Origin of the sequence: Vibrio sp. Vb0598 (assembly GCF_033338935.1) — a bacterium.
GTDB lineage: Bacteria > Pseudomonadota > Gammaproteobacteria > Enterobacterales > Vibrionaceae > Vibrio > Vibrio alginolyticus.
Map to the genome: position 1 here is coordinate 121,875 of NZ_JAWOTP010000007.1, position 25,311 is coordinate 147,185.

Here is a 25,311-nt window from a genome sequence, read left to right on the forward strand (position 1 = left end):
TCGACTCACTTTCGTAAGTAAGCCAACGCTCTGCGAGTCAATGCTTCTGTGTAGGGATTGATCTTCCAGTGGTCGGGACTCCAACCTTTCACAAATCGCTGAAAGTCTGCCCAAGCCACAGCAAACAAAGGACGCCATTCACGCTCGACTTCATTAGGGTCAAGATTCGGTTGATAGACCATTAGCGCGTGTTGCAACTGAGCAAAATACGTATCCAAAACCCAAACTTCCATCTCTGCACAACGTTCTGGCTTAACGGCGCTACTCATAAACAGTGCCACATCTTTCATGGCACACCCGCATCCAATGTATTGAAAGTCAACCGCAGCAACGCTTGATTCTTCTTCATCAAAACAGAAGTTCGCCAATTTGGCATCACCGTGTATTAGTGTTTTAAACTTAGCTTGCGAAAGCGTTTGATCAATCAATTGAGCCGCATTTTGTAGCTCAGTGTCTTGCAATGCTTTAAGCTCGTCGGGTCTGGTTGCTAAGTGCCAGTATGTTCCGGTATGCCACAACTTATCCGAACGAACATCGATGTATCGCGCATGAAAGTTCGCCAACCAAGTGAGGCAGGCTTGTATATGCTCTAGCTGTGCATCTGTGATGACTTTTGGAAAGCCCACCTCGGCGAGATCTTCCATCACAATGAGCCATTCATTCTCCGATTGGAACGTTTTTAGACCTTGTGGTACTCGGCAGCGAGTATCCACCCCTCCGGAAAAATGCTCATACCAATTCACTTCCACCTGATAAGAGTGCAGCTTTCTTTGATGAGAACGGTCCGTATTCCAGCCTCTAGGATGCTCTGAAGGCTTAGGGAGTTTTACATGCTTAATGATCACCGAACGAGTTGAATAAGTAACTCGGACTAACTCTCCATAGCCTCCCCATAGCGATTGTATGACTTCTACAGAGCGGTAATTACCTAGATTGAGTTCCTGGCCAATATTTTGGTAGCGTTGGTGGTTGTTACTCATCATGCGAGCAGATGTGACCACGTTTGGTTCTTCTCCATGTAGTGAATAACATATGGGCAAACTGGTTTGATTTGATAACCGAGTGACTCAATTTCTGGCAACACCGCTTCCATCATCACTTTTCCGTACCCCTTACCTCGCAGTGCTTCAGGAACAACCGTTGATGTAATGTGCATGACATTACCCTTAAGCTGATAAATTAACTTGGCTTTATAGCCCTGCTCTAAATCAACCCAGAATGTACTATTCGTGGCTTCATGAGTTACTTTATGCATATCTTGCTCTCTAATTTTTGTTACAGATTGATTGAATCAAACTATATCACTGAATAAAATCGATACCATGCGAGAGTGCTGCTTCGCCTCACGCGATTACCTTCTTACATCAGGTACGACAATTATAATGAGAAATATGAGCCCAATTGCCAGAGACGGCAAGCTACCTCTGCAAAGCAAGAAGGCACCAGAACGTCAGGCAAGTACATTAAATAGCACCGATGCAATGGCAATGGTCGAACATGGCAGTGAAGTGAGCTTAAACGTCACCACCCCCGTTGGTACAAAGTTTATTACAACCAGCACATTTGTTGGCTGTCACTCAAATAATACTGCATTGATAGAGGTTCCGAACATCTCCGATGAAGACTTGAAGTTCTATTTTCAAGAAGGCTTTTGGATCAATGTAAAAGCCTACTCTCATCGAGGTGAAGGGGCCGTTATCCCATTTCGGGCCCAATTACAGCATCGACTAGGCGATCCGTACCCAATTTTGGTGCTAGACCTACCCAACACTATGCAGGTCTTTCAGCTTCGCAAAGAAGTGCGTTACGAAGTAAATTTGAGAGCGCGTGTTTGTTTAGAAGCCTATCGAACTGAATGCGAAATAAGAGATTTATCTCGTAGTGGCTGTCGTTTTGTAACATCACCAATGAGCCGACCACTTCAGGTTGGTGACCACGTTTCATTGGATCTAACGATGCCCGGAGAAAGTCGTATGCTAGCGCCGTTGCGAGGTCGTATTTGTAATTTACAAAAATCAACGCATTATGCTCGCTACGGAATGGAGTTTGATGAGGTTGGTAAAAACAACGCTAAAAACCTCCTCAGTCACCTCAAATTTGATGGGACTAAGCTCACACTAAAAAGATAGATTTGATAACCCCTATCGCTTATCAAGAAGCTTTGAAGTGCTAGAAAACAAGAAACCCCTTACTTTTCAGTAAGGGGTTTTTATTTACTAAGAATAAGGCAGTATCTTAGATAAGAGTCATGACTTAGAAGTCGTAACGTAGACCTAGCGCTAGCTCATCTTTTTCAGCCGCGCCTTCGTTATCCATTAGATCGAAGTTGTATGATGCGTAGCCACGGAAGTTAGGCTTGAAGTAGTAAGTTACATCAACAGCTAGGTTTTCTACAGTATCTGCGTCTTCTAGTTCACCTTTGTTGAACGTAGAAGTGAATACAGTTTGACCCATAGTGTAAGCAGCGGCTAGTTCGTAGCCTTTGTAATCAAAAGTCTTACCTGCAACATCCATATCCGCGCCAGTGTAGTTACCAGCGAAGTAGAAGTCACCTACAGAGTATGCAGCTACCAGCATGAACTCATCGCTGTCGTTTTGATCTGCGTAACCAGCACCTAGTTCAAAACCAGTGTTAGCAAACGCGTAAACACCAGATAGAGAGAAGCCATCTTCCTCGTTGTCTGTAAAGCCTTGTGCATCTGTTGTGCGATCAGCAAAACGGTAGCTAGCGCGTACAGCTAGTTGCTCGAATTGGCCTTTGTAAGACAGCATGTTATCTGTACGGTCAGAAACAGGCAGTTTAAGTGCTGCTGTGTTACCGTGGTAAGCCATAATGTCAGTAAAGTCAGTAAGAACCACTAGTGCGCCGTCGTTTTTACCGTAAGTTACTTCACCGTATTTGCCACCCAGACCCGCATAAGCGTAACGAGTTTCAAGACTATCTGTCTCACCAACTTTGTTACCTTTAGAATCAAATACATCATAAGTTTTAGTTACAAACTCACCTTCCCAAAAACCAACGCCGTATAGGTTTTCATTGATTTCCTGTTTGCCTAGGAAGTTAAGACGGATGCGAGTACGGTCTTCTGCCTTACCATCCATCATAGAAAGACGCGCTTCAGCGCGACCGCCCATCTCAAGAGAAGTGCCATCTTGGTTGTATAGTTCTGAAGCGACAACTTGAGATCCTGATGCCATTAGCGCCACTGCTACAGCTAAAGTTTTTAATTTCATTGTTATTTTCCATATCATTGTTTTATATGTGTTTTCTCACCAGAAAAACAGGACTTTTCTGTACCAACGAGAAAACTGGCGGCATAGTAGCAGCTGTTATTTTTCACGCAACGTGTTGAATAAACAGCGCTTATAGAAGAAAACACCACTTAAAATGACGATATGAATACCTCTCAACCATCAAGTTATCGGTTGAGTTAAAAAAAATGTTCGCGTCAAAAAAAAATTGACGAAAAAAATGTAAAAACAATATCACAAAACGTGACATTGCCCGCAAAAAAATCTTGTTAACTGACTGTTTTAGATAGACTTATTGATAATAAATCCGATTATTACAAACAAAAAAATCCCTGAGCATTCACTCAGGGATTTAGAGATTTGATAAGTAGATGATGAATTAAAGCTTAAAGAAACTTAATTGCTCTTTCTGCTTCTCTGCAAGTAATGAAAGCTCAGTACTCGCACTTGCACTCTGGCTGATGCCCGCTACGTTTTGGTTTACAAGCTCCGACATGTTAACCACGTTGCGATTGATATCTTGAGTAACTTGAGACTGCTCTTCGGCTGCGGTTGCTACTTGCGTGTTTGAATCGTTGATGTTGGCGACCGACTCGGTAATTCCAACCAACGCCTCATTCGCTTGTTGCGTCAGCTCGTTGTTGCGGCTAAGCATATCAAGGCTGACTTGCATACTGTCATTCGCAAGCCCAGACTGCGCTTGAAGCTCTTCAATGATCGTTTGGATCTCTTGTGTCGAGTCTTGAGTACGCGCTGCTAGCATGCGTACTTCATCAGCTACTACCGCAAAACCACGACCAGATTCACCAGCTCGCGCCGCTTCAATCGCAGCATTCAATGCTAGCAAGTTGGTCTGCTCAGATACGCCGCGAATCACTTCAATAACATCGTTGATCTGTACAGATTGCTCTTTTAGACGCAAAACAACTTGCGCTGCATCGTTCAATGCTTGAGACATTTGCGCACTTGCTTCCGCACTTTCTTGGAAGATAGCCAAACCTGATTGAGCAAGTCCATCAGCTTCACGCGCGGTTGCGTCAGCAGAGGTCGCGTTATCACTCACATTATTCGCAGTGCTTGCAAGCTCGTTAACCGCAGATGCAACTTGCTCGATCTCCGCTAACTCTTGTTGAGCGTTCGCTTCCGCTTGCGTCATTACCGCAGCTAATTCGGTCGATGCAGATGCAACTTCCTCACTAATACGGGTTAACTGGTCCACAGTGTTGTATAACTGCTCTGCGGTTTGGTTTACATCTTTGCTCAGCTTAGAGATCTCATTGTCCCCATCGACATCTGCACGTACTGATAGATTACCCATTGCTAACTGACGCATCACTTCTTGCAGCTTTTGGATTGGTGTAACAATCATGCCAGATAGGAACCAAGCGCCTATCAATGAGAAAGCAAATACCGCTAAAACCGTCAACATAGCGTTATTTTGCACACGTTCATTTTGCTGATGACTTCTGATAGTAGATTGTTCAGCTTGCTCGTTTACATGCTTTGATAGTGTGTTAATTTGTTGGACCATTTCTCGGCCAACATTGCGATACTCTTTGACAAATGCACGGTACTCGCTATCCGATTTCAAACCTTGATCGTATTGGTTGAAGAAAGCAACTGAGCGCTCTGAATATCGCACATAGGATTCAATTGCTTGGCGAACTTTAACGGCATCGTCACGGAATAGGTTTCGGGCTTCAATTGCGCTTAAATCGGCATCAACTTGCTTTAAGCCTTCTTTCAATTCGGTTAGAAAATTCTCACGACGAGAAGCATCGTAAATAGCGTAAACCGCGCTTATGCGCAGAGGGTAAATTTGGTCGTCAATACTCGCCAATGTGTCTTTGTGAAAAACCAAAGATTCTTGGTTGGAAGCAATAACATCTTGCTCTGCTTGAAGATTGTTTTTAGTAATCCAAAGAGCAATAAACAAAACAATCGCGGTAAATAATACCGGAACCAAAATTTGCGTTCGTACTGACAAATTTTTCAGTGATAACTGCATGACAGGGCCTCAGTTGTATGCGTGATGTCTATATCCAAACAAACTCGAGCAGTGCTTATAACAACGTTACTTTTCGGCAGTTTGAATATCTATGCTTCCTTGCGACGGGATAAATCCCAGACGAATAAACAAGTGGCGAATATTAGAGGTCGATCACACTTTTGTCTAGTACAAAAACTCTCCATTTTCAATCTGTTATTGACAATATCCCGACAGTGGCGTCGGGATATTGTCGTTATGATAAATTATGATCACTTATGATGAGATACATTCACATTTAGGACGGTTTCAGCCTATTTTCTCAACGAATTGAGCTTGGCTTGAGCAAGGCCAAAAATGGTATCGATTGGATAAGAGCCTTCATCGGTTGGCTCACCAGCAACTTTCCCCGTAAACAATTCGATAGCTTCAGTAACATGGTCAATCGCCCAAATATTAAACTCGCCTTTTTCGACTGCTTTCACGATGTCGGAACGAAGCATTAGATTGTGAACATTAGAGCGCGGAATAATGACCCCCTGCCCGTCATGACGACCTTTAATTACACACACATCATAAAATCCTTCGATCTTTTCGTTTACGCCACCAATAGGCTGAGCTTGACCAAATTGATTCATCGACCCTGTTATCGCAATGTCTTGTCGATTTGGTTGCTTTGAAAAAGCAGACACAACCGCACATAACTCAGCCATGCTGGCACTATCACCATCAACACCACCGTAAGATTGCTCAAAGGTAATGGTTGTCGTTAATGGCACTCGTGCCGTTTTACCAAATACGGAAGATAAGTAGGCAGACAAAATCATTACGCCCTTAGAGTGAATACTGCCTCCCAAATCCACGCTTCGCTCGATATCGATAACATCCCCATCACCGTAACACGTCGTCGCTGTGATGCGATTCGGTGCACCAAACATGTAGTCACTAGTGCTCAATACCGAAAGTGCGTTCACTTGGCCTACGGCTTCTCCTTCGGTGCGAATCAGCGTTGTGCCGTTAATAAAGGTTTCCATTACGTTATCGCGTAATCGGCTTACTCGCATTTCTTGGTTATTGAGCGCCTCTTCAACATGCCCAATACGGATCATGTTAGAGTTAGCTTGACGAGCCACGTAGTTCGACTCTCGAAGCAAGTTGGCGATATTAGCCGAATGTAGAGATAGCTTGGATTGGTCGCCAGACAAACGTGAGCTGTATTCGATGATTCGAGCAATGGCTTTGCGATCGCAATGCAGCATATTGTTGTCATGCACCACGCTAGATATAAAGCGCGCGTAATGCAGCTCAGACTCCGGCGTACGTTTCATTTCGTCTTCGAAATCTGCCGTCACACGGAACAACTCGCTGAACTCTGGATCGTAATGTTGGAGTAATTGGTAAGTTCGGTAATCACCAAACAAGATGATTTTGATATCAAGCGGAATCGGTTCAGGATCGAGTGATACCGCCCCCGTCAATGTGACTTCTTTTTCTAGAGACGTAAAACTCAATTGACGAGCACGCAATGCGCGCTTCAAACCATCCCAAACGTAAGGCTGTTCAAGTACTTTCTGAGCATCCATTAACAAAACGCCGCCATTCGCCTTATGCAAGCTCCCTGCGCGAATCAGCGAGAAGTCGGTAAACACCGTTCCCTTGAAAGTGGCAGTCTCAATCGACCCGAAGAGTGAATGATAGTTGGGATTTTCTTCAACAACGATAGGAAATTCGCTGCTTTTACGGCTTACCAAGACGTTCACTTTATAACGACGTGGCAATTTTTTATCCAAGGATGCCGTCGCAATTTCGCCTTGCTCGCCACTTTGGTCAAGGAAGATATCTGCGTTTTCAACAATATCTTTTTGCAGCTCAGTTAAGTAGGTTTTGATTTCGGAATATTGCGCGTAATCCACTTTGAGTTTTTTGATGAAGTGAGTAATCACATCAAGCGTCACTTCATCATTGAGCTTTTTGATTTTATCGCTGTATGTCTCTTCCCACTCCGTAAGCTCACGAACCATCGAGCGCAATCGCACTTCGAGTTCATCAATAGCATCGCTGAATTGCTCTTGTTCTTTTTTGCTTAGTACATCAAAAGACTCTTCCGTATGAAGCTCATCACCGTTCATGGCGACAAACTGATAATCCCCCTGCGTAGTCAGTGTTAGGCTGATGCCCTTTTCTTTTGCCTCTCGACTAATACGATCCAGCTCGTTTTGTTGCTTAGCTGCCAATTGATTTTTTAATCGCTCAGCGCGGCTAAAGTACATTTCATTGTCGAATGCTAGGGGTAAAGCATTCAATAATTTGCCCATTAAAGCTTCAATATCAACACGTAGTTTATTTCCGATACCACAAGGCAGCTTTAATACCTTTGGTGTACGGGTATCCTCAAAGTTCGCAACGTAACACCAATCAAACAGGGCTGCTGCATCGTGCTGGTGACGATTCAGATAGCGCAAGATCATGGTGCGTTTACCTAGCCCATTCTGACCAATGGCGTAGATGTTATACCCTTTCTCTTTGATGGACATCGCAAACTCGACCGCTTTTTGCGCGCGCTCTTGGCCCACGATTTCATCAATTGGAGGTAACTCCTTGGTCGACTTACATGGCATATTCTCTAGATCTGCTACAGAATATAGCTGCTTAGCTTCCAATCTTAGTATTGCCATATCCACTTCCTTTTTTCTTATTTTCGTTATTTGAGTGTAGAGATTATTTGCTTAATTTTAAGTGATTTACCTTCCACCCTAGATTGATTGGACATTTTATGAACACATAAGTGATATTAACACGCACTTGCAATTGATAATCAATTTCATTTAATATCTAAACAAATCAAATGTTGTGGAGATGGATATGAATATTGAGCAATGCTGGATGCGCTACTTAAAAGCAGAGCAACTGATGGAACAAGGCCATTGGCCAGAAGCTCATCGTTTATATGACGACGTGCTCAACAATCTACCCAACCACATTCATTTAGCGCTAGAAAATGCACAAACTAAACCTTGCCAGTTTGTATGTCTCATTACGGGGCTTAGAGATGCCAGCGTGACGCAATCAGAGATTCTCAACAAACTCGGCTTACAACATGATGCGTTCTCAATACTCAATCAAACTTACGCGCTATTTCAATTTTTGCAGCTAGAGAGCCATGAACTGATTGAGCGCGTAGGTCACCTACTTGGTCAACAGAGCGAAGACTTGTTAGCTCACATGGCGGCATTTTGCTCTGCCCAACGTAATGCTCAATGGATGATAGAACTCGAGCACGTAACGCGCGCGCATGAGCAGTTCTTACATTTGCAAGCAATGAGTTCGGCAAAATCTTCGCCTTCTCACCTGTATAATTAATCTAAAGCTCAAGTATTGAGGCCAACTAGGTTTGTGCTGTCCATTGCTTGAGTATCATTTGCTTTATCAACCACAAGGATCTGTGATGTCTTCTAAAACCATTCTTTCGGTGAACAACCTATCAGTCAGCTTTACGACAAACGATGGGATCGTCGATGCAGTAAAGAATGTTAGCTTCGATTTAAAAGCAGGCGAGACGCTGTCCATCGTTGGCGAATCTGGCTCTGGCAAGTCAGTCTCAACCAATGCACTGATGAAACTACTGCCAGACAACGCTATTGTGCATGAAAGCTCATCCATCATGTTTGAGGGTAGCTCCATCTTGGATAAAACAGAGCGTGAAATGCAAAGTATTCGCGGTGATCGCATTGGCATGATTTTTCAAGAGCCGATGACCTCACTAAACCCGTACATGCGGGTGGGTATCCAAGTCGCTGAGGCCATCATGTGTCACCGCCCGGTCGACAGACGAACAGCAAAAGCAAAGGTGTTAGAGCTGTTTGAATTGGTTCATATGCCAAACCCAGAAAAAGCGTACAACAAGTACCCACACGAATTTTCTGGTGGTCAATTGCAACGCATCATGATTGCGATGGCACTGATTAACGAGCCCGATATTTTGATCGCCGACGAACCTACAACAGCGTTGGATGTCACGGTTCAAGCAGAAGTGTTGCACCTGATTAAAGAAATTCAGGCTCAGATGGGCATGGCAATCCTATTTATTACTCATGACTTAGGCGTCGTAAAACACTTTGCAGACCGTGTCATTGTGATGTGTAAAGGAGAAGTCGTCGAAGAAGGCGAAACGCAAACACTCTTCGAGGACCCAAAGCACGAATACACACGTATGCTAATCAACTCGATTCCTAAAGGCAGTAAGGAGCCTATTAGCGAAAGTGCTACACAGCTTTTAAAGGCCGACGATATACGAGTCAAATTCTTGGTAAAGTCGCATTTTATTGCGAGCAAGAATGAGTACTTCGAAGCGGTAAAAGGCATTTCTCTTGAGCTTAAACAAGGAGAGACCCTCGGGATCGTTGGGGAGTCCGGTTCAGGTAAGTCTACACTCGGCCGAGCTTTGATAGGTCTACTGCCCTCAACTGGCAAAATAGAATATAAAGGCCAAGATATGGCCTTGCTGACAAACAAAGAACGTTTTGAGCTGAAAAAAGACGTTCAGATGGTATTCCAAGACCCTTATGGTTCGCTTTCTCCTCGTATGACTATCGGCGAGATCATCACAGAAGGATTAACTGTCCACCAACCAATGTTGAGTAAAAAAGAACGTATGCAGAAAGCGCGCGACGTGCTCCGTGAGGTCCGCTTAGATCCCGCGTCCATCAACCGTTATCCGCACGAGTTTTCAGGAGGCCAGCGTCAGCGTATTGCTATCGCGCGAGCACTGATCCTTGAACCTTCGTTTATTCTGCTTGATGAGCCAACCTCTGCATTAGACCGCTCGGTGCAACTGACAGTGATTGACCTTCTGAAAGATTTGCAGAAAAAACACAATATTGGCTACTTGTTTATTAGCCACGATCTATCAGTAGTTAAAGCACTCTCTGATCGTGTTCTAGTCATGCAAAAGGGCGAGGTCATGGAGCAAGGTACGGCCGAAAAGATTTTCCAAAACCCTAAAAATGACTACACGAAAAAACTGATAGATGCCTCATTTGATCTTGAAAACAATGAAAATCAGCACAATGCGGCTTAGGTTCATCACAGTTTCATATTCATAAACTAGGATTAAGAAAAGGTGATAAATTCATCTTGTCTTAAGAATGGCGTAGCTGCCTTTCGGTTTGGCCGCCGAGACTGGTTGGTTCAAGAGTCAGACTTAGTCAACCTGGCTCAAATACTGGCAAACAGTATGAATTGAGTTCCCCCAACCATGAAAAATGCCGCGACACTGTCGCGGCATTTTTTTATTCTCAGAAGTTTCTAACAACTAGGGCATTAAATCGACTCAATACCCATATTATGTAACGTAAATGCATACACGTCTGTGGTGAGGTCAATTTGCTTACTCAGCGGCATTCCTGCACCATGACCGGCATTAACATCAATGCGTATCAATACTGGATTAGCGCCTTGCTGTTTGTCTTGCAGCTCCGCAATAAATTTGTACGAATGTGCTGGCACAACTCGGTCGTCGTGATCAGCAGTTGTCACCAAGGTAGCAGGATATTGCACGCCTTCTTTTACATTGTGAACAGGAGAGTAACCAAGCAAGTATTGGAACATCGCTTCACTTTGCTCCGACGTGCCATAGTCATACTTCCAGCCTTCTCCAGAAGTAAACGTGTGATAACGCAGCATATCAAGCACGCCAACCGCAGGCAGCGCGACTTTGAATAGTTCAGGGCGTTGCGTCATACACGCTCCAACTAACAAACCACCATTAGAACCACCGCGAATCGCTAGGCGATCCGAGCTAGTGTAGTCGTTTTCAATCAGGTATTCCGCCGCCGCAATAAAGTCATCAAACACGTTTTGCTTTTGCTGCTGAGTGCCTGCGTTGTGCCAGGCTTTACCGTATTCACCGCCGCCTCGCATGTTGGCGACAGCGTATATACCACCCAACTCTAGCCAGTTGGCTACATTGCCAGAAAACATTGGAGTGAGGCTGATGTTAAAACCGCCGTAACCATACAACATGGTTGGTGATCTACCATCAAGTGCAACGCCCTTCTTGTATGAAATGATCATCGGAACTTGCGTGCCGTCTTTTGAGGTGTAAAACACCTGTTTTGATTCATACTCATTACGATCGAACGGTGCCTTTGATTCCTGAAACAGTGTCGATTCACCAGATTCGACATCAAATGAGAAAATCGTCGGAGGCGTCACGTAGTTAGTGAATGTGTAATAAAGTGTGGTTTCTTCTTTTTTACCCGCCAGACCATAAGCCGTGCCTTCTCCCGGCAATTGTACATCTCGAATCCACTCACCTTGGTAGTTAAACTGCTGCACTTTAGAAAGCACATCTACCATATAAGTCGCAAACAGATAACCGCCACCTTTGCTGATTTCTAACGGCTGTTCTTGTTCAGCAATCACGTCAGCCCATTGTTCTGTCTGAGTGTTGTAGCTGACAACTTTGCCATTCGGCGCGTCTAGGTTGGTGTAAAGCAGCAAGGTTGCGTCTTGGCTATCAATTAAGTAGGTGTCGCCTTGCGTTGTCTCGCGCAGCGTCACAATTGCCTGTAACTCAGACTGTAAATCAATATAAAACAGACGATTACCCGATGTAGATTCTGCGCCAGAGATAATAAGGAAGCGATCATCTGTCGTCGTCGTACCAGACACATAACGATGAACTTGCGTATCCAACTCACCAAAAATCACTTTATCTTCAGATTGAGGGGTACCAAGTTCATGATAATAAAGCTTGTGATGCTCAGTTCGAGCAGACAACTCGCTGCCTTGCGGCTTATCGTAGCTTGAGTAATAGAAGCCTTTGCTGCCCAGCCAAGAAATCGACGTAAACTTCGCATCAACAATCTCAGGCTCTAACTGTTCTTTGGTTTCCGTATCAATGACAAAGATCTTACGCCAATCACTACCCCCTTCTGAGATGGAATACGCGACCAAACGGTAGTCTTTAGAGAAGCTGACTTCGCCAAGAGAGGTCGTGCCCTCTTCGGAGAAAGTATTTGGATCAAGGAAAACCTCGGCTTCTCCCTCGCCTTTACGTCGATACAATACGCTTTGGTTTTGCAAACCGTCGTTTTTGTAGAAGTAGGTGTAGTCACCACGTACAAATGGCTGGGAATATTTTTCGTAGTTTTGACTGTTCGCCACTAAGTCACGGATTTGTTGGCGGTACGGTATCTGACCAAGGAAATCGAAGGTGACCGAATTTTGACCCGAAACCCATTGTGCGGTTTCTTCACTGCGATCATCTTCTAACCAGCGATAAGGGTCGGCAATGTCGTGACCAAAATAAGTGTCCACGACAGAATCTTTACGTGTTTTTGGGTAATGCATAACGTCCGTGTTACTCCGTTGTTTTTATTAAGTTGTTTATCTTCAATCGTTTTATTGCGGTGATTACCTTAGAGCACCCAATTTTGATTTCAACGACATTGTTTTAAATCTATGAAGAACCTAGAAATAATGAGATATCGTTAAGTACCGGTCACGAATGTGCTCAATAAGCAGCTTCACTTTGTTCGGTGGTTGACGAGTAAACGGATACACCGCGTAGATACCCAACTTTTTACCTACTAGTTCAGGAAAAATATCCACCAGTTGGCCATTGCGAATATCATGATACACCAAGCATCGCGGGACGTAAGCTATACCATGGCCGCCCAGAGCGGCTTTACGTAATGCGGTCGCGTTATCAGTAGAAAAGCAGCCCGATACTTTGACGATGTAATTGCCATCTTCTCCTTTAAACTCCCAATCCGTTGCACCTGTGGTTTGGTAAGCGTATTGCAGACAATTGTGCGTGGTGAGATCAATCGGCTCGATCGGTTTCCCATTTTTAGCGATATATGAAGGGGACGCGCATACCACCCATTGGGAATCGAGAATATGTCGTGCGATCAAACTGGAGTCGGCTAGGTAGCCAGTTCGAATGACTAAGTCGTAACCATCAGCCACTAAATCGACAAAGCGGTTATCCAATGACATGTCCACGGTCAGACCCGGATGAAGGTTACAAAACTCGGCAACAGCATCAGCAAGTATCAAATCTCCAGAGATACACGGCACGGACATTTTTATATGACCGCTCACATTCTCTCCAAAGCCTGCAACAGCATCCATAGCCTCCTGAGTGGCCTGCTTCACATTTTTAGCACTGTGGAGTAACACCTTACCTGCCTCGGTCAAGGTTAATTTGCGCGTTGTTCGATATAATAGCTGAGCCCCTATTTCTTCCTCCAACCTCGCCATTCTTTTGCTAACTACCGAATTTGTAAGGTTATTTGCCTCTGCAACCTTACTAAAGCTGCCAAGTTCGATTACTTGAGAAAATAGGATTAAGTCGTCTGCTCTCATACCATTATGTCACTTTTGGAATTAATTATTTTCATTATTTCCCTATATCAACAAAAAATAAAGGAGTAAATTCACGCCAAATTAACAAAACCATTACAACAAAAAGTCACCTCTACAGCGGATTGACACCGTTCGAGAAGTCAGCGTACGAAGGATGTACAAATGAGTGAAACCCTACTTGCCCTAGTGGCATTTTCGCCAATTGTTGTTGCCGCCATCTTATTGGTTGGTCTCAACTGGCCTGCTAAAAAAGCCATGCCTGTTGCGTTCGGTCTAACCGTCGCTATCGCACTAATGTTTTGGGATATGTCAGCCAATCGCGTACTGGCCTCCGTATTCCAAGGACTGGGCATTACTGTCTCTGTTCTATGGATCGTGTTTGGTGCCATCTTCTTGCTCAACACTTTAAAACACACTGGAGCGATCACCACAATCCGTAATGGATTTACCGATATTTCGGCTGACCGCCGTGTACAAGCCATCATCATTGCTTGGTGCTTTGGCTCGTTCATTGAAGGCGCATCTGGGTTCGGTACCCCGGCAGCAATCGCTGCACCACTACTGGTTGCAATCGGCTTTCCTGCGCTAGCCGCTGTCCTTATGGGCATGATGATTCAGTCAACGCCTGTTTCATTCGGCGCGGTAGGCACGCCTATCATCGTAGGTGTAAACAAAGGTTTAGACACGCATAACATCAGTGAGTCGTTGGCCGCACAAGGTGCAACGTGGGAAATGTACCTGCAAGATATCACAGCACACGTTGCTGTCATTCACGCAGTCGTAGGTACGATGATCCCGGTATTAATGGCGATGATGTTAACACGTTTCTTCGGCAAGAACAGAAGCTGGAGTGAAGGCCTGGATATTCTACCATTTGCGTTATTCGCTGGTGTCTCTTTCACCGTTCCATACGCGTTAACCGGCGTATTCTTGGGCGCAGAGTTTCCTTCACTTATCGGTGGTTTGGTTGGTCTGTCTATCGTTGTTACCGCAGCGAAAAAAGGCTTCTTAGTACCAAAGACTAAGTGGGATTTCGAAAGCGAAGACAAATGGCCTGCAGAGTGGTTAGGTTCGCTAAAAGTCGATCTAAACGACAATCCGGGCAAGCCAATGAGCATCGTAAAAGCTTGGGTTCCATATGTAATGCTGGCAGTTATTCTCGTCGCAAGCCGCGTAAGCCCAGAACTGAAAGGCTTTGTACAAAGCGTAAGTTTGTCGTTCAGCAACATTCTTGGTGAGACTGGCGTTAGCGCTGCGATTCAGCCGTTATACCTTCCTGGTGGCATTCTGGTGTTTGTCGCACTACTTGCTGCAATGTTACAAAGCGGCAGCGTAAAGCCATTGCGTGAAGCGTTTGGCGAGTCAAGCAAAACACTGATTGGGGCGGGTTTTGTCTTGGTATTTACCATTCCGATGGTTCGTATCTTTATCAACTCAGGCATCAACGGTGCTGACCTAGCAAGTATGCCCGTCACAACCGCAAACTTCGCCTCTGACCTTGTTGGTTCTGCGTTCCCAGCGCTGAGTGCCACCGTTGGTGCACTGGGTGCGTTCATCGCTGGCTCAAACACGGTATCAAATATGATGTTCAGCCAGTTCCAATTCGAAGTGGCACAAACGTTGTCTATTTCGAGCGTGATTGTTGTATCACTCCAAGCCGTCGGTGCTGCCGCAGGTAACATGATTGCGATTCACAACGTTGTTGCCGCATCAGCCACGGTAGGTTTGCTTGGTCGAGAAGGCGCAACATTGCGTAAGACGATTATCCCTACGTTCTACTACATTGTAATGACAGGCATTATTGGATTGGTGCTGATTTATGGCTTCCAAATGACAGATGTCTTAATGAAGTAACGCGAAATGCAGGGTTTACAGCCCTGCCTAATTTGACACAGCTGTCTGCACTACTACCCCGACATGTTGATTTAGCTTGCTACATCAATTCCCCCGACAGCTGTGTCACCCTTTCCAGTTTGCATAACTGATTGAGTGATTTAATAAAATTTTTTAACCAATTATGTAAATGGGTTACCAACATCACCGATTCAAACGTAAGTGAACCATAGGTAACTATACTCATTTTGATGTCTTCACTGCTTTGCGATGAAGACTCAACGAAAGAGCAAATTGCTCCACAACTTTGCTTAGAATAACCGCTAGGACACCATTATGATTATCTCAGCTTCTACTGACTACCGCGCTGCCGCGAAAGCCAAGCTTCCCCCGTTTCTATTCCATTATATTGATGGCGGCTCTTACGACGAACGCACGCTGAAGCGTAATACTGACGATTTAGGTGATGTCGCTCTTCGCCAACGCGTCCTACGCGATATGACAGATTTGAGCCTCGAAACCGAGATCTTCGGTGAGAAACTGGCAATGCCAATCGCGCTAGCTCCTGTTGGTCTAACTGGTATGTACGCGCGCCGAGGCGAGGTACAAGCAGCAAAAGCAGCCGAGAAAAAAGGCATCCCATTTACTATGTCGACTGTTTCGGTTTGTCCGATTGAAGAAGTCGCACCTGCAATTGAACGTCCAATGTGGTTCCAGCTTTACGTGCTTAAAGATCGTGGCTTTATGAAAAACGTACTTGAGCGTGCAAAAGCAGCAGGCGTAACAACGCTGGTGTTTACCGTTGATATGCCAGTTCCTGGCGCACGTTACCGTGACATGCACTCAGGTATGAGTGGCCCTAACGCGGCCATGCGTCGTGTATTCCAGGCGATGCGCCACCCAAGCTGGGCGCTGGATGTGGGTCTACTTGGTAAACCGCACGACTTAGGTAACATCTCAACGTATCGCGGCGAACCAACAAAACTAGAAGATTACATCGGCTGGTTAGGCGCAAACTTCGACCCTTCTATCTCCTGGAAAGATCTTGAGTGGATTCGTGATTTTTGGGATGGCCCAATGGTTATCAAAGGCATTCTAGATGAAGAAGACGCGAAAGATGCGGTACGTTTCGGCGCAGATGGCATTGTGGTATCTAACCATGGTGGCCGTCAGTTAGATGGCGTACTTTCAAGTGCTAAAGCACTACCAAGCATTGCGGATGCGGTAAAAGGTGATCTTAAGATCTTCGTAGACTCTGGTATTCGTACTGGTCTTGATGTCGTTCGTATGCTCGCACTTGGTGCAGACTGTACGCTTCTTGGCCGTTCATTTGTGTACGCATTGGCAGCACAAGGCGGAGCAGGCGTTGAAAATCTACTGGATCTGTACGATAAAGAAATGCGTGTAGCAATGACGCTGACTGGCGCTAAGTCTATCGCGGATCTTTCACGCGATTCGCTAGTGAAAATCCCATAATCTTTGCAAGCGAGCAAGACAGAAACGAAAAAACGAGCCAACAGTGGCTCGTTTTTTATTGCTCTTCAACCCGATAATTTGACGAGCAAGCTAGCTAACTTGGTGAACGTACTCGATCACGACTTGGTTTCCGTCGATAAACACGTTACTGATATCGCCATCCACCGTCACACGATTTTGTAAATAAACGGTACCAGAAGCAGATAGATCACGCTCCGTCAAAGACGGAATCACCTGACCAGGACGTACATGTAGCTGCTCGCATAGCTGTTTTACAAAACCTAGCGTCAGTGGAGAATTACCACGTAACAAGCCAGAAAACTCGTGTAGACTCAAACCAAGGCGCTTCGCCATTTCCATTTGAGTGATGTGCATTTTGGCTTTTTGTGACATCCAGATGTCGTAGAGCGCGTTTCGATCCAGCTCTGTAAATTCCATATCTGCCTCCGCTAATTCAAGAGCCAATACACTCTCACACTTACTTAAGATAAATGTTAGCGATAAGTCAGAGAAGTTATAATTGATCGTCCAAATATCAACCCTCAATCATTGGTAGCGTACCTCTGAACATGCATGAAGCGGTCGCTCAACAGAACATTGAGGTAACTCTCTTGTCATCGGAAGGAAAAGTCCATCTCGGACGGTTTAGACATAAGTAAATGATTTAAAGGAAATCACTGGGGTGAAGGAGTAATATCTGCTACCTTTCCTTCCATGGTTCACTAGAAATAAGTTACATATGCCACAGTGGTTTACCGAATTACAAAGCTACATTGAAACGTCTCATCAAAATTGGAGTGGAAGCGTCCTTTTCATTACGCTCGCTAGCTTTATAGCTTGGATAGCTTGGCGGCTGATCCGCTCTCGCCTCGCTGCGCTCGTAGAGAAAACGCCCTTCCACTGGGATGACATGTTGCTTGATGCGCTAAAAGCGCCAGTCAGTACACTCATTTGGTGTTGGCCAGCAACCGTCTCTATCGGCATCATATTAGAGAGCGAGCTCAACGATAAAATAAACTGGTTAAGTACGCTGAAACTGATTTTAATCATCAGCATCTTCGTATGGACCGTTATGCGGCTCATTACCAATGTTGAAGAGCATGTTCTCGAACAAAAGAACCGAGATGAAACAACAGTACAAGCGATAGCTAAGGTCGCGCGCCTGTTCTTTATTACCGTCGGAATTCTAACCGTAATGCAGGCATTTGGTCTGTCACTATCGGGCCTACTTACCTTCGGTGGTGTTGGTGGTTTGATCGTCGGTTTAGCGGCGAAGGATTTGCTGTCTAACTTTTTTGGAGGTCTTATGATCTACTTCGATCGTCCATTTAAAGTTGGCGATTGGATCCGTTCTCCAGACCGACAAATAGAGGGGACAGTAGAACGCATTGGCTGGCGCATGACCATTATCCGAACTTTCGATAAGCGTCCACTGTATGTACCAAACTCAGTGTTTAGCAGCATTGTCGTAGAAAACCCATCTCGCATGCTGAACCGACGCATCTACGAAAAAATTGGACTTCGTTACGACGATGCAGAAAAAATGCCGCAAATTATCACCTCGGTAAAAGAAATGCTGAAAAATCACAAAGACATTGATGCACGCCAAACACTTATCGTCAACTTCGATACATTCGGTCCATCATCGTTGCACTTCTTTATCTATACCTTTACTAAAACCGTGAATTGGGTGAGATACCATGAGGTTAAGCAGGACATACTGCTTAAGGTAATCAACATCATTAAAGAGCACGATGCAGATATCGCGTTCCCTACTCAGACGCTTAAGCTTGATCCTATACAAATGGTAAAAGCGGAAGAGCAAGAAGATCACGGCTTCTAGTTTTCACCAATACCCAAATAATCAAGCCCGCTATGTTTAAGCGGGCTTTTTATTTTTCTTCGCATGAAGTGGTTATTGTTGCGTTAACACCATACGTGCATTCAGCGGTTGGATTGGGCGATTGTTTTTCCCCATTACTTCCGAAAAAGATTTTATCTGCTCAGGAGAAATAGTTTGTGCTTCTTTCATCACCAACCAACGCACACCTTCAGAGCATGGTGGTGTCGTTAGTGAGCCGTTAAAGCGGTAGTAGTCTTTATCACTTGGGATAAGGGCATCCGCATCAAATGGAACCTTGATGGTAACATCTTGATCTTTAGTTGGAATGTTAGCTAGCATCTTAGCTAGATCTGGGTTCGCGTCACCCAGTTTAAAGAACACCGCGACAACAGCTAGATGACCTACTTTGTCGGCATGCACAAAGTGTACTTCTAGTGGGTATTCTTTACCATCCACATGGTTTTCAGATGGCGTATGGAAGTGGAACTGTTTCAACATAAACTCTTTACCATCAATGGTGAGTGTGTTTTTACCTTCTATACCAGTCTGTAAAGTGTGACCGTTGTTCAGCAGTGAAATTGCCTTACCTTCGTAGTCGAAATTCAATTTTTCTAGCTTCGCTTCGGTCGCCGATTCAATGTTGATTGGGCTCTGGTTTTGACCTTTCGCGCACTCAGATGCAAACTCACCCCAATGAGCTGGCCCATGGTTTCCCTCGTAGCCCCAGCTTGCTGCATAAGCTGTTCCTGTAAATACCAGTGCCAAACCTAATGTTGTTAGTGACTTCTTCATCATTTTCCTTATTTCTGAAAGTTAAATTCCGTGAGAATAAAGCCATACTAATCTCACAAAATTAAGCAGTGACAGAGTGAAAACTATGATTACAAAAGATTTTTGGAATAGAAGCCTCTAATGATGTAATTGACATGATGCTCAAAATTGAACGTCAACGATTATTGAGTCGGTGTAAGTACCTGCAGGAGGGGTCGTTTGGCTGGTTAGTATCTGCGCGCGATAATTATAATTCTGTGGCGTGATACCATCCGGAATGGAGCCGCCAGTATCGACGTCACTGTGTTCACGACGTTCAGAACTGGTTCCTCCCCAGCGCTCCATCGTTGATGACTTATAGATTTCATACTCCAAATAGTGACCACTAGAAATCATTCGCCGCTGACCGCCGGACGCATTTAGGCCGTCATTCAAGCCAATGGAGAAGGAACTATTCTTGGTACAAGTTAACGATATAACCTGACTGACTGGTTCAAAACCGGCCACTAATGGGGACGAACCAAAATCAATATCTGGCGCTGTGATCATACAATCAGGGGTCACTTCCAACTCAACCGTAATCACGCTTTGAGCGCTGCCATTGGCGCGGCCAATGCATACCCCTAGAACCCCGATACCCTTACAGTAATCCCAAATCCAGGATACGGTGATTTGGTCTTTATAAGTCCCAGCGGAAAGATTACTACCCACTCCCGTCCGAGCATAGAGCGGAAACTCGGCTTGAGTGCCAAACAACCCGAGTAAATCGAGTAACCCGATTTCAAAAAAATTGTAAGTTTGGCCGAATACATACTCTTGTGAAAGACCTGGATCGCCAAAAATCTGATAGCTGAGCTCCGAACTCGGATCATCCTCATTTAATAGCAAACCATTATTTATACTGTTAAACGTTGCTGATACGTAGTCGCCACTTAACAAAGACACAAGTGTAGAAAAGTCACACGTAATCCCCGCATGAGGCTGAGCTGAGCTTTGCTGCTGAGAGCTTGAAACAGTAAACGAAGAAACATTGCCAAACAAGATTAAAGGTGCTGCCGCCGTGAGCTGACAAGCCATTGTCGAGCACGAGAAAAAGAGAAGTAGGCTAGCAAACCAGCTGCGCAAAATCATAGTGCGGTCTCTTCTTCGGCTTTGATACAAACCTGCTCAGGCAATGTTTGTATTTTTTGACTGTCACGCTGATACAACCCCTCAATAAACACTTTACATGGCGGCTGTCCTTGAGGATAAAACTGAATGTAGCGGCCTGGGTCAACGCCTTCAAAGTAGGTAAAACCATCCCAACCAATTTGGCTTGTTAAGCCCGTTTCTGAGCGGCCATATGTACCAATCGGAAGGAACAAATGATTTTCGTCTACCACCGTCATGCTCAGTGCAATTTGTAGTTCTATTGGGAACTCTAACAGGTAGCCGTAGCCCGAATGTATCGAAGCAAACTGCTCTGTTGCAGAAAACGCAGCATTGGCTGGTAAATTAAGTGGATCGATTTCATATTTGGCGGTGTAATACGCCGTAGCCCAAGGAACAAGTAGGTAACCTTCATCGTCTGTCACTCCGACAATTTGATTTTCATATTTAACCGGAATACCTTCAAAACCACTGGTGCTCACCACAGCGAAGCTGTCATACACTTCATTCGCCGGGAATATTTCTCCATCCAATGTAGAGACCGAACCTGCCATTTCCGCAAAATAATCATAGTCGCCACTGGTGCCATTTAACCCCGCTCTGAACTGCGCCCATGACGCACGGTAGGTCAAATCGGCCTGTTTACGGTTTTCTGGGTGTTCGTTAATATCATGCGCTAAATTGACGCCCCACCCACCTCGTATTGGCGCAAGGCGGCTGTAACCCACTCGCCCTCGCACATCGCCATCGTCCTCTCTTTTCAGCGTTAGCCCCGAACTTCCCCCCAATGAACTGAAAGGTAGAGAGAATTGAGCCAACGTAACACTCTGACCACCAATACTATGGTTGTAAGAAAGGGACATATTGATATTAAAAGGCAGAGCGTAGCTATAAGTAAGATTTAGGGTACGTGAATCTGAGTCGGATTGTTGAATATCAAAGTACCCACCAGAAAGTGAGCCCCAATCTCCCAAACGGACTCCCATATTGATTTGTGATAGATGGCGCGACGCGAGTGAAGCGTCCTTGCCTTCATCGAGCATTTCGTAATTTGGTAAATGAGATAAGGTATAAAAGTCGGCTTGTTCTACTTGAGTTCGAGCAGCGAAGCTAAACAGCCGAGACTGATAACTATAACCTAGCGCATATGAGGTAGATTGATCCTGAAAATTACTCACACGAAACGAGGCATCCACCGTACCCCAGTTGAAAGCATTGGTGACAAAGCCCAGCCCCGCAACGATCAGGTCGTCTTTTGCTTCAGCTTGAGCTTCTAGTGTTAACCAATCAGTCATGCCATGACGCAGAGCGGTAACCACGCCACCGTCTCCATAGTCGTTAGATGCATTACCGAAATTTTCTCTGATCGCACCAATACTCGCACTGTAAGATGTAAATCCGGTCTTGAGTAGATCGGAAGAGAGAAAAAATGGGCTGGTCATGACCGTTTGCTTACCTTGAGCATCCGTTGCAATTACCGTTGCTTCCCCAGCACCAGAGAGCATTGGAATATCGTTAATAATGAAAGGACCGGGCCCAACATTCATTGAGTCAGTTTTAAAGCCATTGATAAACAAATCTAACGTAGTGGGCGCTGTGACCTCACCGTAAAATGCAGGTAACGGCGTCGTCACGACATCCGGACGCATAGAGAAATCATGCGACAACTGAATACCCGCCAGTCTTACTGGTTGGCTCCAAGATAAAGGGCGAACAATATAGTCCCCTACCTCCATACGAATTCGCTTCTCTTGATTGACGTACTCGTAACTCGTATCAAAACGAGTGTACTGGCTGCTTTGCTGGGACTGAACATCGCGATGAAAGTTAGATTTAAATATCCCGGTAGTAGAAAAAACGCCAAACTCAGAAAAGGCTCTGACTTCATGATTGATAGAAACCTCCTTTTGTCGGCTTTCGTTCTCGTACACACCAAATACGTTGTAGTTAAGCAGGCCACCACGCCCAAACTGAGCCGGGGAAAATCGCCCCATATCCTGCGCTGATAAGTTCTGCATCGGTAACCAATTAGGCGGTACGTCAATTGCAAGTTGCAATGACGATTGCAAGTAACGCACGTTAACACCTGGGATAGACGTAACCTCAAGTCTCTCTTCGGTTCCAGGCAACGACTTGGCGGTAACCCCAACTGAAATGAGGTCCTCCCGGAGCAAAAAGAACTGATCGCCAACTCGCTCAACTTTCGCAACAAGCCCTGTTGCTCTTTGATTGATCACCAACTCCAGATTGAGGCTAATATTCTCAAACTTTTCTAATGAGAAATTTTCAGGACTCGGTAGCTCAGAGAAGTGGTTTGCTGAATTTGCACAAAGACCAATACTGCTCCACGTTACGCTAAGTAATACCAACCAAAAGAAAGCATTCATTGTATTAAATCTATTCATTATTGCTTCAATGGTATTTGGTAACGTTTACCTCCAATATTCGCGCTCAAACTCAAGGGTCTGACATTACTATGGGGAATAGACCAAACCTTATACTGTTCAGGAAGAATATAGCCAGCTAGTCCATCGGAAATAACGACAGGATCTTTATTTGGTAGATTCAACTGTAAATTCACTAAGCGAACATGGTGTTTTCCTGAATTTTTAATGTGAACAAAACGCTGATTATTTTTCTTAATAAACTGTGCCTGTAAATCACCCCATAATTCACTGTCACGGTTTGGTTTTTGAGTATCAGTCAGCCCTTTCCCGTAAATAAACAAAGGTATCGAGTAACGCATTCGGACTTTGACAGCGAGTTCATTTTCCGTCAATTCTGTTTGAGGGTTTTGAGTTGGCGGTAATTCATCTATGATCACTCGGTATGCATACTCCTTACCCGCAGAGGCCTCATCTTGGTTGATGATGCGGATTAACTGCTTTTCACCTGGTTCAATTTTGACAAACGGAGGAGTTGCAATTAACTGGCTTTGACTTGAATAACTATCTTCTCCTTCGTTTTGTTCCCACTTAAAAATTCTCACCTGTAAATAAGAATCAACACTGCCTTTATTTACCATCCAAAGTGATGTTGCATTACTCTCCTCTGATATTTTGGGGTAAATCGGCCAAATTAATAATGAGTTAGCGTTGGCATTTGAGAAAAAAACAAAAAGGAAGGCTATTAATAATAGTTTTTTGAGTATGAATTCCATTTCACCCCTCCAAAGTTCACTTACCACTCTAATGTCAGCGTAAGCGTATCCATATAAATTCCAGCCATTTCATTCCCATTTATTGTCGCCTTTGCCCAGATAGGAAACTGAATATTATCTGGGTCTTGGTCAGTATCGACGGAATATTGCGTGTCAATATCAAGCACCTGCGTGTAATTTAGATCCTGGAACAAAAAGTAATCTACCGTTGTCGCTTCTTCACTGTGCTTTAGCTTACGTACACCATCCGATGCATTCATCCCGCCATTTACGGAAACATTCATCGTAATACCCGGAGTACAGCTTAATGTGAGTGATGAACTGTAAGTGATGCTGCCTTGTACTTCCGTCGCGTAAACTGAAGAATGCTCACCAAAATCTAACGTGCCTATTTGCCCGGCTTGGGTTGCGCTTTCTTCTTGTACTGCGCCGTTAATCAAACAACCTGTATCTACGGTGGCAGACACCTGAAAAGTTTGTGTCGCATCAGCCAGCACAGTTAAAGAGCACAAACTCATCGCGACAAGTGAAAAGCCCCTAACAACCAGCGTCACGTTTTACCAGCTTAGCGTCACACTGATGGTATCGGAGTATGTGCCGGCAATGCTGCTCGTACCGTAAGCTTTCGCAAAAAGCTCAATAGTTTGCGATGTTGCACTAGTAAATTCAGACAGAGCTACCGTCCCACCTTGTATAATTTGTGTGCTTCGGTCTGAGTCGGTAAACAACGTATAATCAATAAATTGCGCGCCATTTGACATCGCGTAGGTACCAACGGTCGCACTTGCATCATACAATCCGGTGCCCAATGTAAAGGTCGGTGTCACACCGTTACTACAAAGCACTTCAATACCCGTCGCACTACCACCATTTACCACACCATCTTGTTCACTGAAGATTGCAGGCACGTCTCCAAAGGCAAGTGAGCCAAAGCCAACGCCAGAAGCTGCATCTACCGCATTATTTCCATTAATCACACAACCTTGTACAAGGTTAATTGAAACATCAATCGTACCGCTCACTGACGCTCCATTCGCTTGCCAACTAAATGAGGTTAAGAGCAGAGGCATCATCAGATAAAATCTTTTCATATAAAGCTCCATTTTTACATTCCACTGTATATCGGTAACCTTTTTATTAGTTATAGCTCAATTATGACAAACCAAATGCATATAAAATGTAAAACAATAAAAAGAAGCAAGATAAGGATAAAGACGAACGGAAAATAAAAACATTAAACTTAAAAATGACGACTTTTAAGCATGTAATGCTAAAAAATAACCACCAAAAACAAATGGTTATTATCTTATTCCAAATACAGAATCGACAATGAGTTAGAAGGTAGGGTGAAGTTGAGTGGAAAAATCTAAAAAAAGTAGCAGAACGATACGAGAAGTTTAGAAAAGATTGGCGACCATTTCTTCCCGAAACAAAAATCTTCATGAAACAAAAATGCGCCCCAAAAAG

At 44.5% G+C, this 25,311-nt stretch carries 20 protein-coding genes; 6 read left to right on the forward strand and 14 right to left on the reverse strand.

Annotation, left to right across the window (positions count from 1 at the left end):
- Positions 1–5: 5 nt before the first annotated feature.
- Together R7Q38_RS09720 and R7Q38_RS09725 are read right to left on the reverse strand one after the other, a co-directional pair.
- The gene (locus R7Q38_RS09720) at positions 6–983 is read right to left on the reverse strand and encodes an ecdysteroid 22-kinase family protein (protein WP_239938506.1); all 978 of its coding nucleotides are present in this window, start codon (positions 981–983) and stop codon (positions 6–8) included.
- A complete protein-coding gene (locus R7Q38_RS09725; RefSeq protein ID WP_104976440.1) occupies positions 980–1,255 on the reverse strand; it encodes a GNAT family N-acetyltransferase in 276 nt (91 codons plus the stop codon). Before R7Q38_RS09725 ends, R7Q38_RS09720 begins: the two co-directional genes overlap by 4 nt.
- Before the next feature lie 127 nt (positions 1,256–1,382).
- Here R7Q38_RS09725 and R7Q38_RS09730 point away from each other — a divergent pair, with 127 nt between their 5' ends.
- Positions 1,383–2,129, forward strand: a complete 747-nt coding sequence (locus R7Q38_RS09730) for a flagellar brake protein (protein WP_042521645.1) — start codon at positions 1,383–1,385, stop codon at positions 2,127–2,129.
- Positions 2,130–2,253: 124 nt separating this feature from the next.
- On the opposite strand, the gene R7Q38_RS09735 is transcribed toward R7Q38_RS09730, so the two are convergent.
- The 3 genes from R7Q38_RS09735 to R7Q38_RS09745 all read right to left on the reverse strand — a co-directional run bounded on the left by R7Q38_RS09735 (position 2,254) and on the right by R7Q38_RS09745 (position 7,914).
- Entirely contained in the window at positions 2,254–3,234 is a 981-nt protein-coding gene (locus R7Q38_RS09735; RefSeq protein ID WP_025768571.1) for a porin, read from the reverse strand.
- A gap of 397 nt (positions 3,235–3,631) precedes the next feature.
- The gene (locus R7Q38_RS09740; RefSeq protein WP_005375120.1) at positions 3,632–5,260 is read right to left on the reverse strand and encodes a methyl-accepting chemotaxis protein; all 1,629 of its coding nucleotides are present in this window, start codon (positions 5,258–5,260) and stop codon (positions 3,632–3,634) included.
- 293 nt (positions 5,261–5,553) lie between these two features.
- Entirely contained in the window at positions 5,554–7,914 is a 2,361-nt protein-coding gene (locus R7Q38_RS09745) for a Lon protease family protein (protein WP_005375118.1), read from the reverse strand.
- 187 nt (positions 7,915–8,101) lie between these two features.
- On the opposite strand from R7Q38_RS09745, the gene R7Q38_RS09750 reads away from it, so the two are divergent.
- Positions 8,102–8,599, forward strand: a complete 498-nt coding sequence (locus R7Q38_RS09750) for a hypothetical protein (RefSeq protein WP_005375116.1) — start codon at positions 8,102–8,104, stop codon at positions 8,597–8,599.
- An 85-nt stretch (positions 8,600–8,684) separates the two neighbouring features.
- Entirely contained in the window at positions 8,685–10,316 is a 1,632-nt protein-coding gene (locus R7Q38_RS09755) for an ABC transporter ATP-binding protein (protein WP_239938497.1), read from the forward strand.
- 242 nt (positions 10,317–10,558) lie between these two features.
- Here R7Q38_RS09755 and R7Q38_RS09760 read toward each other — a convergent pair whose 3' ends face one another.
- Both R7Q38_RS09760 and R7Q38_RS09765 read right to left on the reverse strand, forming a co-directional pair.
- Complete coding sequence (locus R7Q38_RS09760) at positions 10,559–12,592, reverse strand: prolyl oligopeptidase family serine peptidase (protein ID WP_137283033.1); 2,034 nt, start codon at positions 12,590–12,592, stop codon at positions 10,559–10,561.
- A gap of 120 nt (positions 12,593–12,712) precedes the next feature.
- Complete coding sequence (locus tag R7Q38_RS09765; RefSeq protein WP_005375112.1) at positions 12,713–13,612, reverse strand: LysR family transcriptional regulator; 900 nt, start codon at positions 13,610–13,612, stop codon at positions 12,713–12,715.
- A gap of 162 nt (positions 13,613–13,774) precedes the next feature.
- On the opposite strand from R7Q38_RS09765, the gene R7Q38_RS09770 reads away from it, so the two are divergent.
- Positions 13,775–15,466 carry an L-lactate permease gene (locus R7Q38_RS09770; protein ID WP_005375111.1) on the forward strand — a complete coding sequence of 564 codons (1,692 nt, stop codon included), beginning with the start codon at positions 13,775–13,777 and terminating at the stop codon, positions 15,464–15,466.
- A 315-nt stretch (positions 15,467–15,781) separates the two neighbouring features.
- Complete coding sequence (lldD, locus tag R7Q38_RS09775; RefSeq protein WP_005383962.1) at positions 15,782–16,921, forward strand: FMN-dependent L-lactate dehydrogenase LldD; 1,140 nt, start codon at positions 15,782–15,784, stop codon at positions 16,919–16,921.
- Positions 16,922–17,011: 90 nt separating this feature from the next.
- On the opposite strand, the gene R7Q38_RS09780 is transcribed toward lldD, so the two are convergent.
- Entirely contained in the window at positions 17,012–17,359 is a 348-nt protein-coding gene (locus R7Q38_RS09780) for a helix-turn-helix domain-containing protein (protein WP_005375109.1), read from the reverse strand.
- A 301-nt stretch (positions 17,360–17,660) separates the two neighbouring features.
- On the opposite strand from R7Q38_RS09780, the gene R7Q38_RS09785 reads away from it, so the two are divergent.
- On the forward strand, positions 17,661–18,764 hold the full coding sequence (locus R7Q38_RS09785) for a mechanosensitive ion channel family protein (protein ID WP_213964070.1): 1,104 nt from the start codon (positions 17,661–17,663) through the stop codon (positions 18,762–18,764).
- 72 nt (positions 18,765–18,836) lie between these two features.
- Here the strand turns inward: R7Q38_RS09785 and R7Q38_RS09790 are convergent, their stop codons facing one another.
- The 6 genes from R7Q38_RS09790 to R7Q38_RS09815 all read right to left on the reverse strand — a co-directional run bounded on the left by R7Q38_RS09790 (position 18,837) and on the right by R7Q38_RS09815 (position 24,947).
- Positions 18,837–19,556 (reverse strand): carbonic anhydrase, encoded by a 720-nt coding sequence (locus R7Q38_RS09790; RefSeq protein WP_239932226.1) that lies wholly within the window; start codon positions 19,554–19,556, stop codon positions 18,837–18,839.
- 141 nt (positions 19,557–19,697) lie between these two features.
- Positions 19,698–20,666: a spore coat U domain-containing protein gene (locus R7Q38_RS09795; protein WP_064354922.1), complete on the reverse strand. Its 969-nt coding sequence runs from the start codon at positions 20,664–20,666 to the stop codon at positions 19,698–19,700.
- Complete coding sequence (locus tag R7Q38_RS09800; RefSeq protein WP_411913401.1) at positions 20,663–23,089, reverse strand: fimbria/pilus outer membrane usher protein; 2,427 nt, start codon at positions 23,087–23,089, stop codon at positions 20,663–20,665. Before R7Q38_RS09800 ends, R7Q38_RS09795 begins: the two co-directional genes overlap by 4 nt.
- Complete coding sequence (locus R7Q38_RS09805; RefSeq protein WP_064369625.1) at positions 23,089–23,844, reverse strand: molecular chaperone; 756 nt, start codon at positions 23,842–23,844, stop codon at positions 23,089–23,091. Before R7Q38_RS09805 ends, R7Q38_RS09800 begins: the two co-directional genes overlap by 1 nt.
- A gap of 20 nt (positions 23,845–23,864) precedes the next feature.
- Positions 23,865–24,362, reverse strand: coding sequence for a spore coat U domain-containing protein (locus tag R7Q38_RS09810; protein ID WP_017820521.1), 498 nt, complete (start codon positions 24,360–24,362; stop codon positions 23,865–23,867).
- A 39-nt stretch (positions 24,363–24,401) separates the two neighbouring features.
- Positions 24,402–24,947 (reverse strand): spore coat U domain-containing protein, encoded by a 546-nt coding sequence (locus R7Q38_RS09815; protein WP_021035866.1) that lies wholly within the window; start codon positions 24,945–24,947, stop codon positions 24,402–24,404.
- Between the last annotated feature and the right edge of the window lie 364 nt (positions 24,948–25,311).

Coding starts and splice junctions, on each gene's coding strand:
- R7Q38_RS09720 (WP_239938506.1), bottom strand. CDS start 983: ATGATGAGTAACAACCACCAACGCTACCAAAATATTGGCCAGGAACTC.
- R7Q38_RS09725 (WP_104976440.1), bottom strand. CDS start 1,255: ATGCATAAAGTAACTCATGAAGCCACGAATAGTACATTCTGGGTTGAT.
- R7Q38_RS09730 (WP_042521645.1), top strand. CDS start 1,383: ATGAGAAATATGAGCCCAATTGCCAGAGACGGCAAGCTACCTCTGCAA.
- R7Q38_RS09735 (WP_025768571.1), bottom strand. CDS start 3,234: ATGAAATTAAAAACTTTAGCTGTAGCAGTGGCGCTAATGGCATCAGGA.
- R7Q38_RS09740 (WP_005375120.1), bottom strand. CDS start 5,260: ATGCAGTTATCACTGAAAAATTTGTCAGTACGAACGCAAATTTTGGTT.
- R7Q38_RS09745 (WP_005375118.1), bottom strand. CDS start 7,914: ATGGCAATACTAAGATTGGAAGCTAAGCAGCTATATTCTGTAGCAGAT.
- R7Q38_RS09750 (WP_005375116.1), top strand. CDS start 8,102: ATGAATATTGAGCAATGCTGGATGCGCTACTTAAAAGCAGAGCAACTG.
- R7Q38_RS09755 (WP_239938497.1), top strand. CDS start 8,685: ATGTCTTCTAAAACCATTCTTTCGGTGAACAACCTATCAGTCAGCTTT.
- R7Q38_RS09760 (WP_137283033.1), bottom strand. CDS start 12,592: ATGCATTACCCAAAAACACGTAAAGATTCTGTCGTGGACACTTATTTT.
- R7Q38_RS09765 (WP_005375112.1), bottom strand. CDS start 13,612: ATGAGAGCAGACGACTTAATCCTATTTTCTCAAGTAATCGAACTTGGC.
- R7Q38_RS09770 (WP_005375111.1), top strand. CDS start 13,775: ATGAGTGAAACCCTACTTGCCCTAGTGGCATTTTCGCCAATTGTTGTT.
- lldD (WP_005383962.1), top strand. CDS start 15,782: ATGATTATCTCAGCTTCTACTGACTACCGCGCTGCCGCGAAAGCCAAG.
- R7Q38_RS09780 (WP_005375109.1), bottom strand. CDS start 17,359: ATGGAATTTACAGAGCTGGATCGAAACGCGCTCTACGACATCTGGATG.
- R7Q38_RS09785 (WP_213964070.1), top strand. CDS start 17,661: ATGCCACAGTGGTTTACCGAATTACAAAGCTACATTGAAACGTCTCAT.
- R7Q38_RS09790 (WP_239932226.1), bottom strand. CDS start 19,556: ATGAAGAAGTCACTAACAACATTAGGTTTGGCACTGGTATTTACAGGA.
- R7Q38_RS09795 (WP_064354922.1), bottom strand. CDS start 20,666: ATGATTTTGCGCAGCTGGTTTGCTAGCCTACTTCTCTTTTTCTCGTGC.
- R7Q38_RS09800 (WP_411913401.1), bottom strand. CDS start 23,089: ATGAATAGATTTAATACAATGAATGCTTTCTTTTGGTTGGTATTACTT.
- R7Q38_RS09805 (WP_064369625.1), bottom strand. CDS start 23,844: ATGGAATTCATACTCAAAAAACTATTATTAATAGCCTTCCTTTTTGTT.
- R7Q38_RS09810 (WP_017820521.1), bottom strand. CDS start 24,362: ATGAGTTTGTGCTCTTTAACTGTGCTGGCTGATGCGACACAAACTTTT.
- R7Q38_RS09815 (WP_021035866.1), bottom strand. CDS start 24,947: ATGGAGCTTTATATGAAAAGATTTTATCTGATGATGCCTCTGCTCTTA.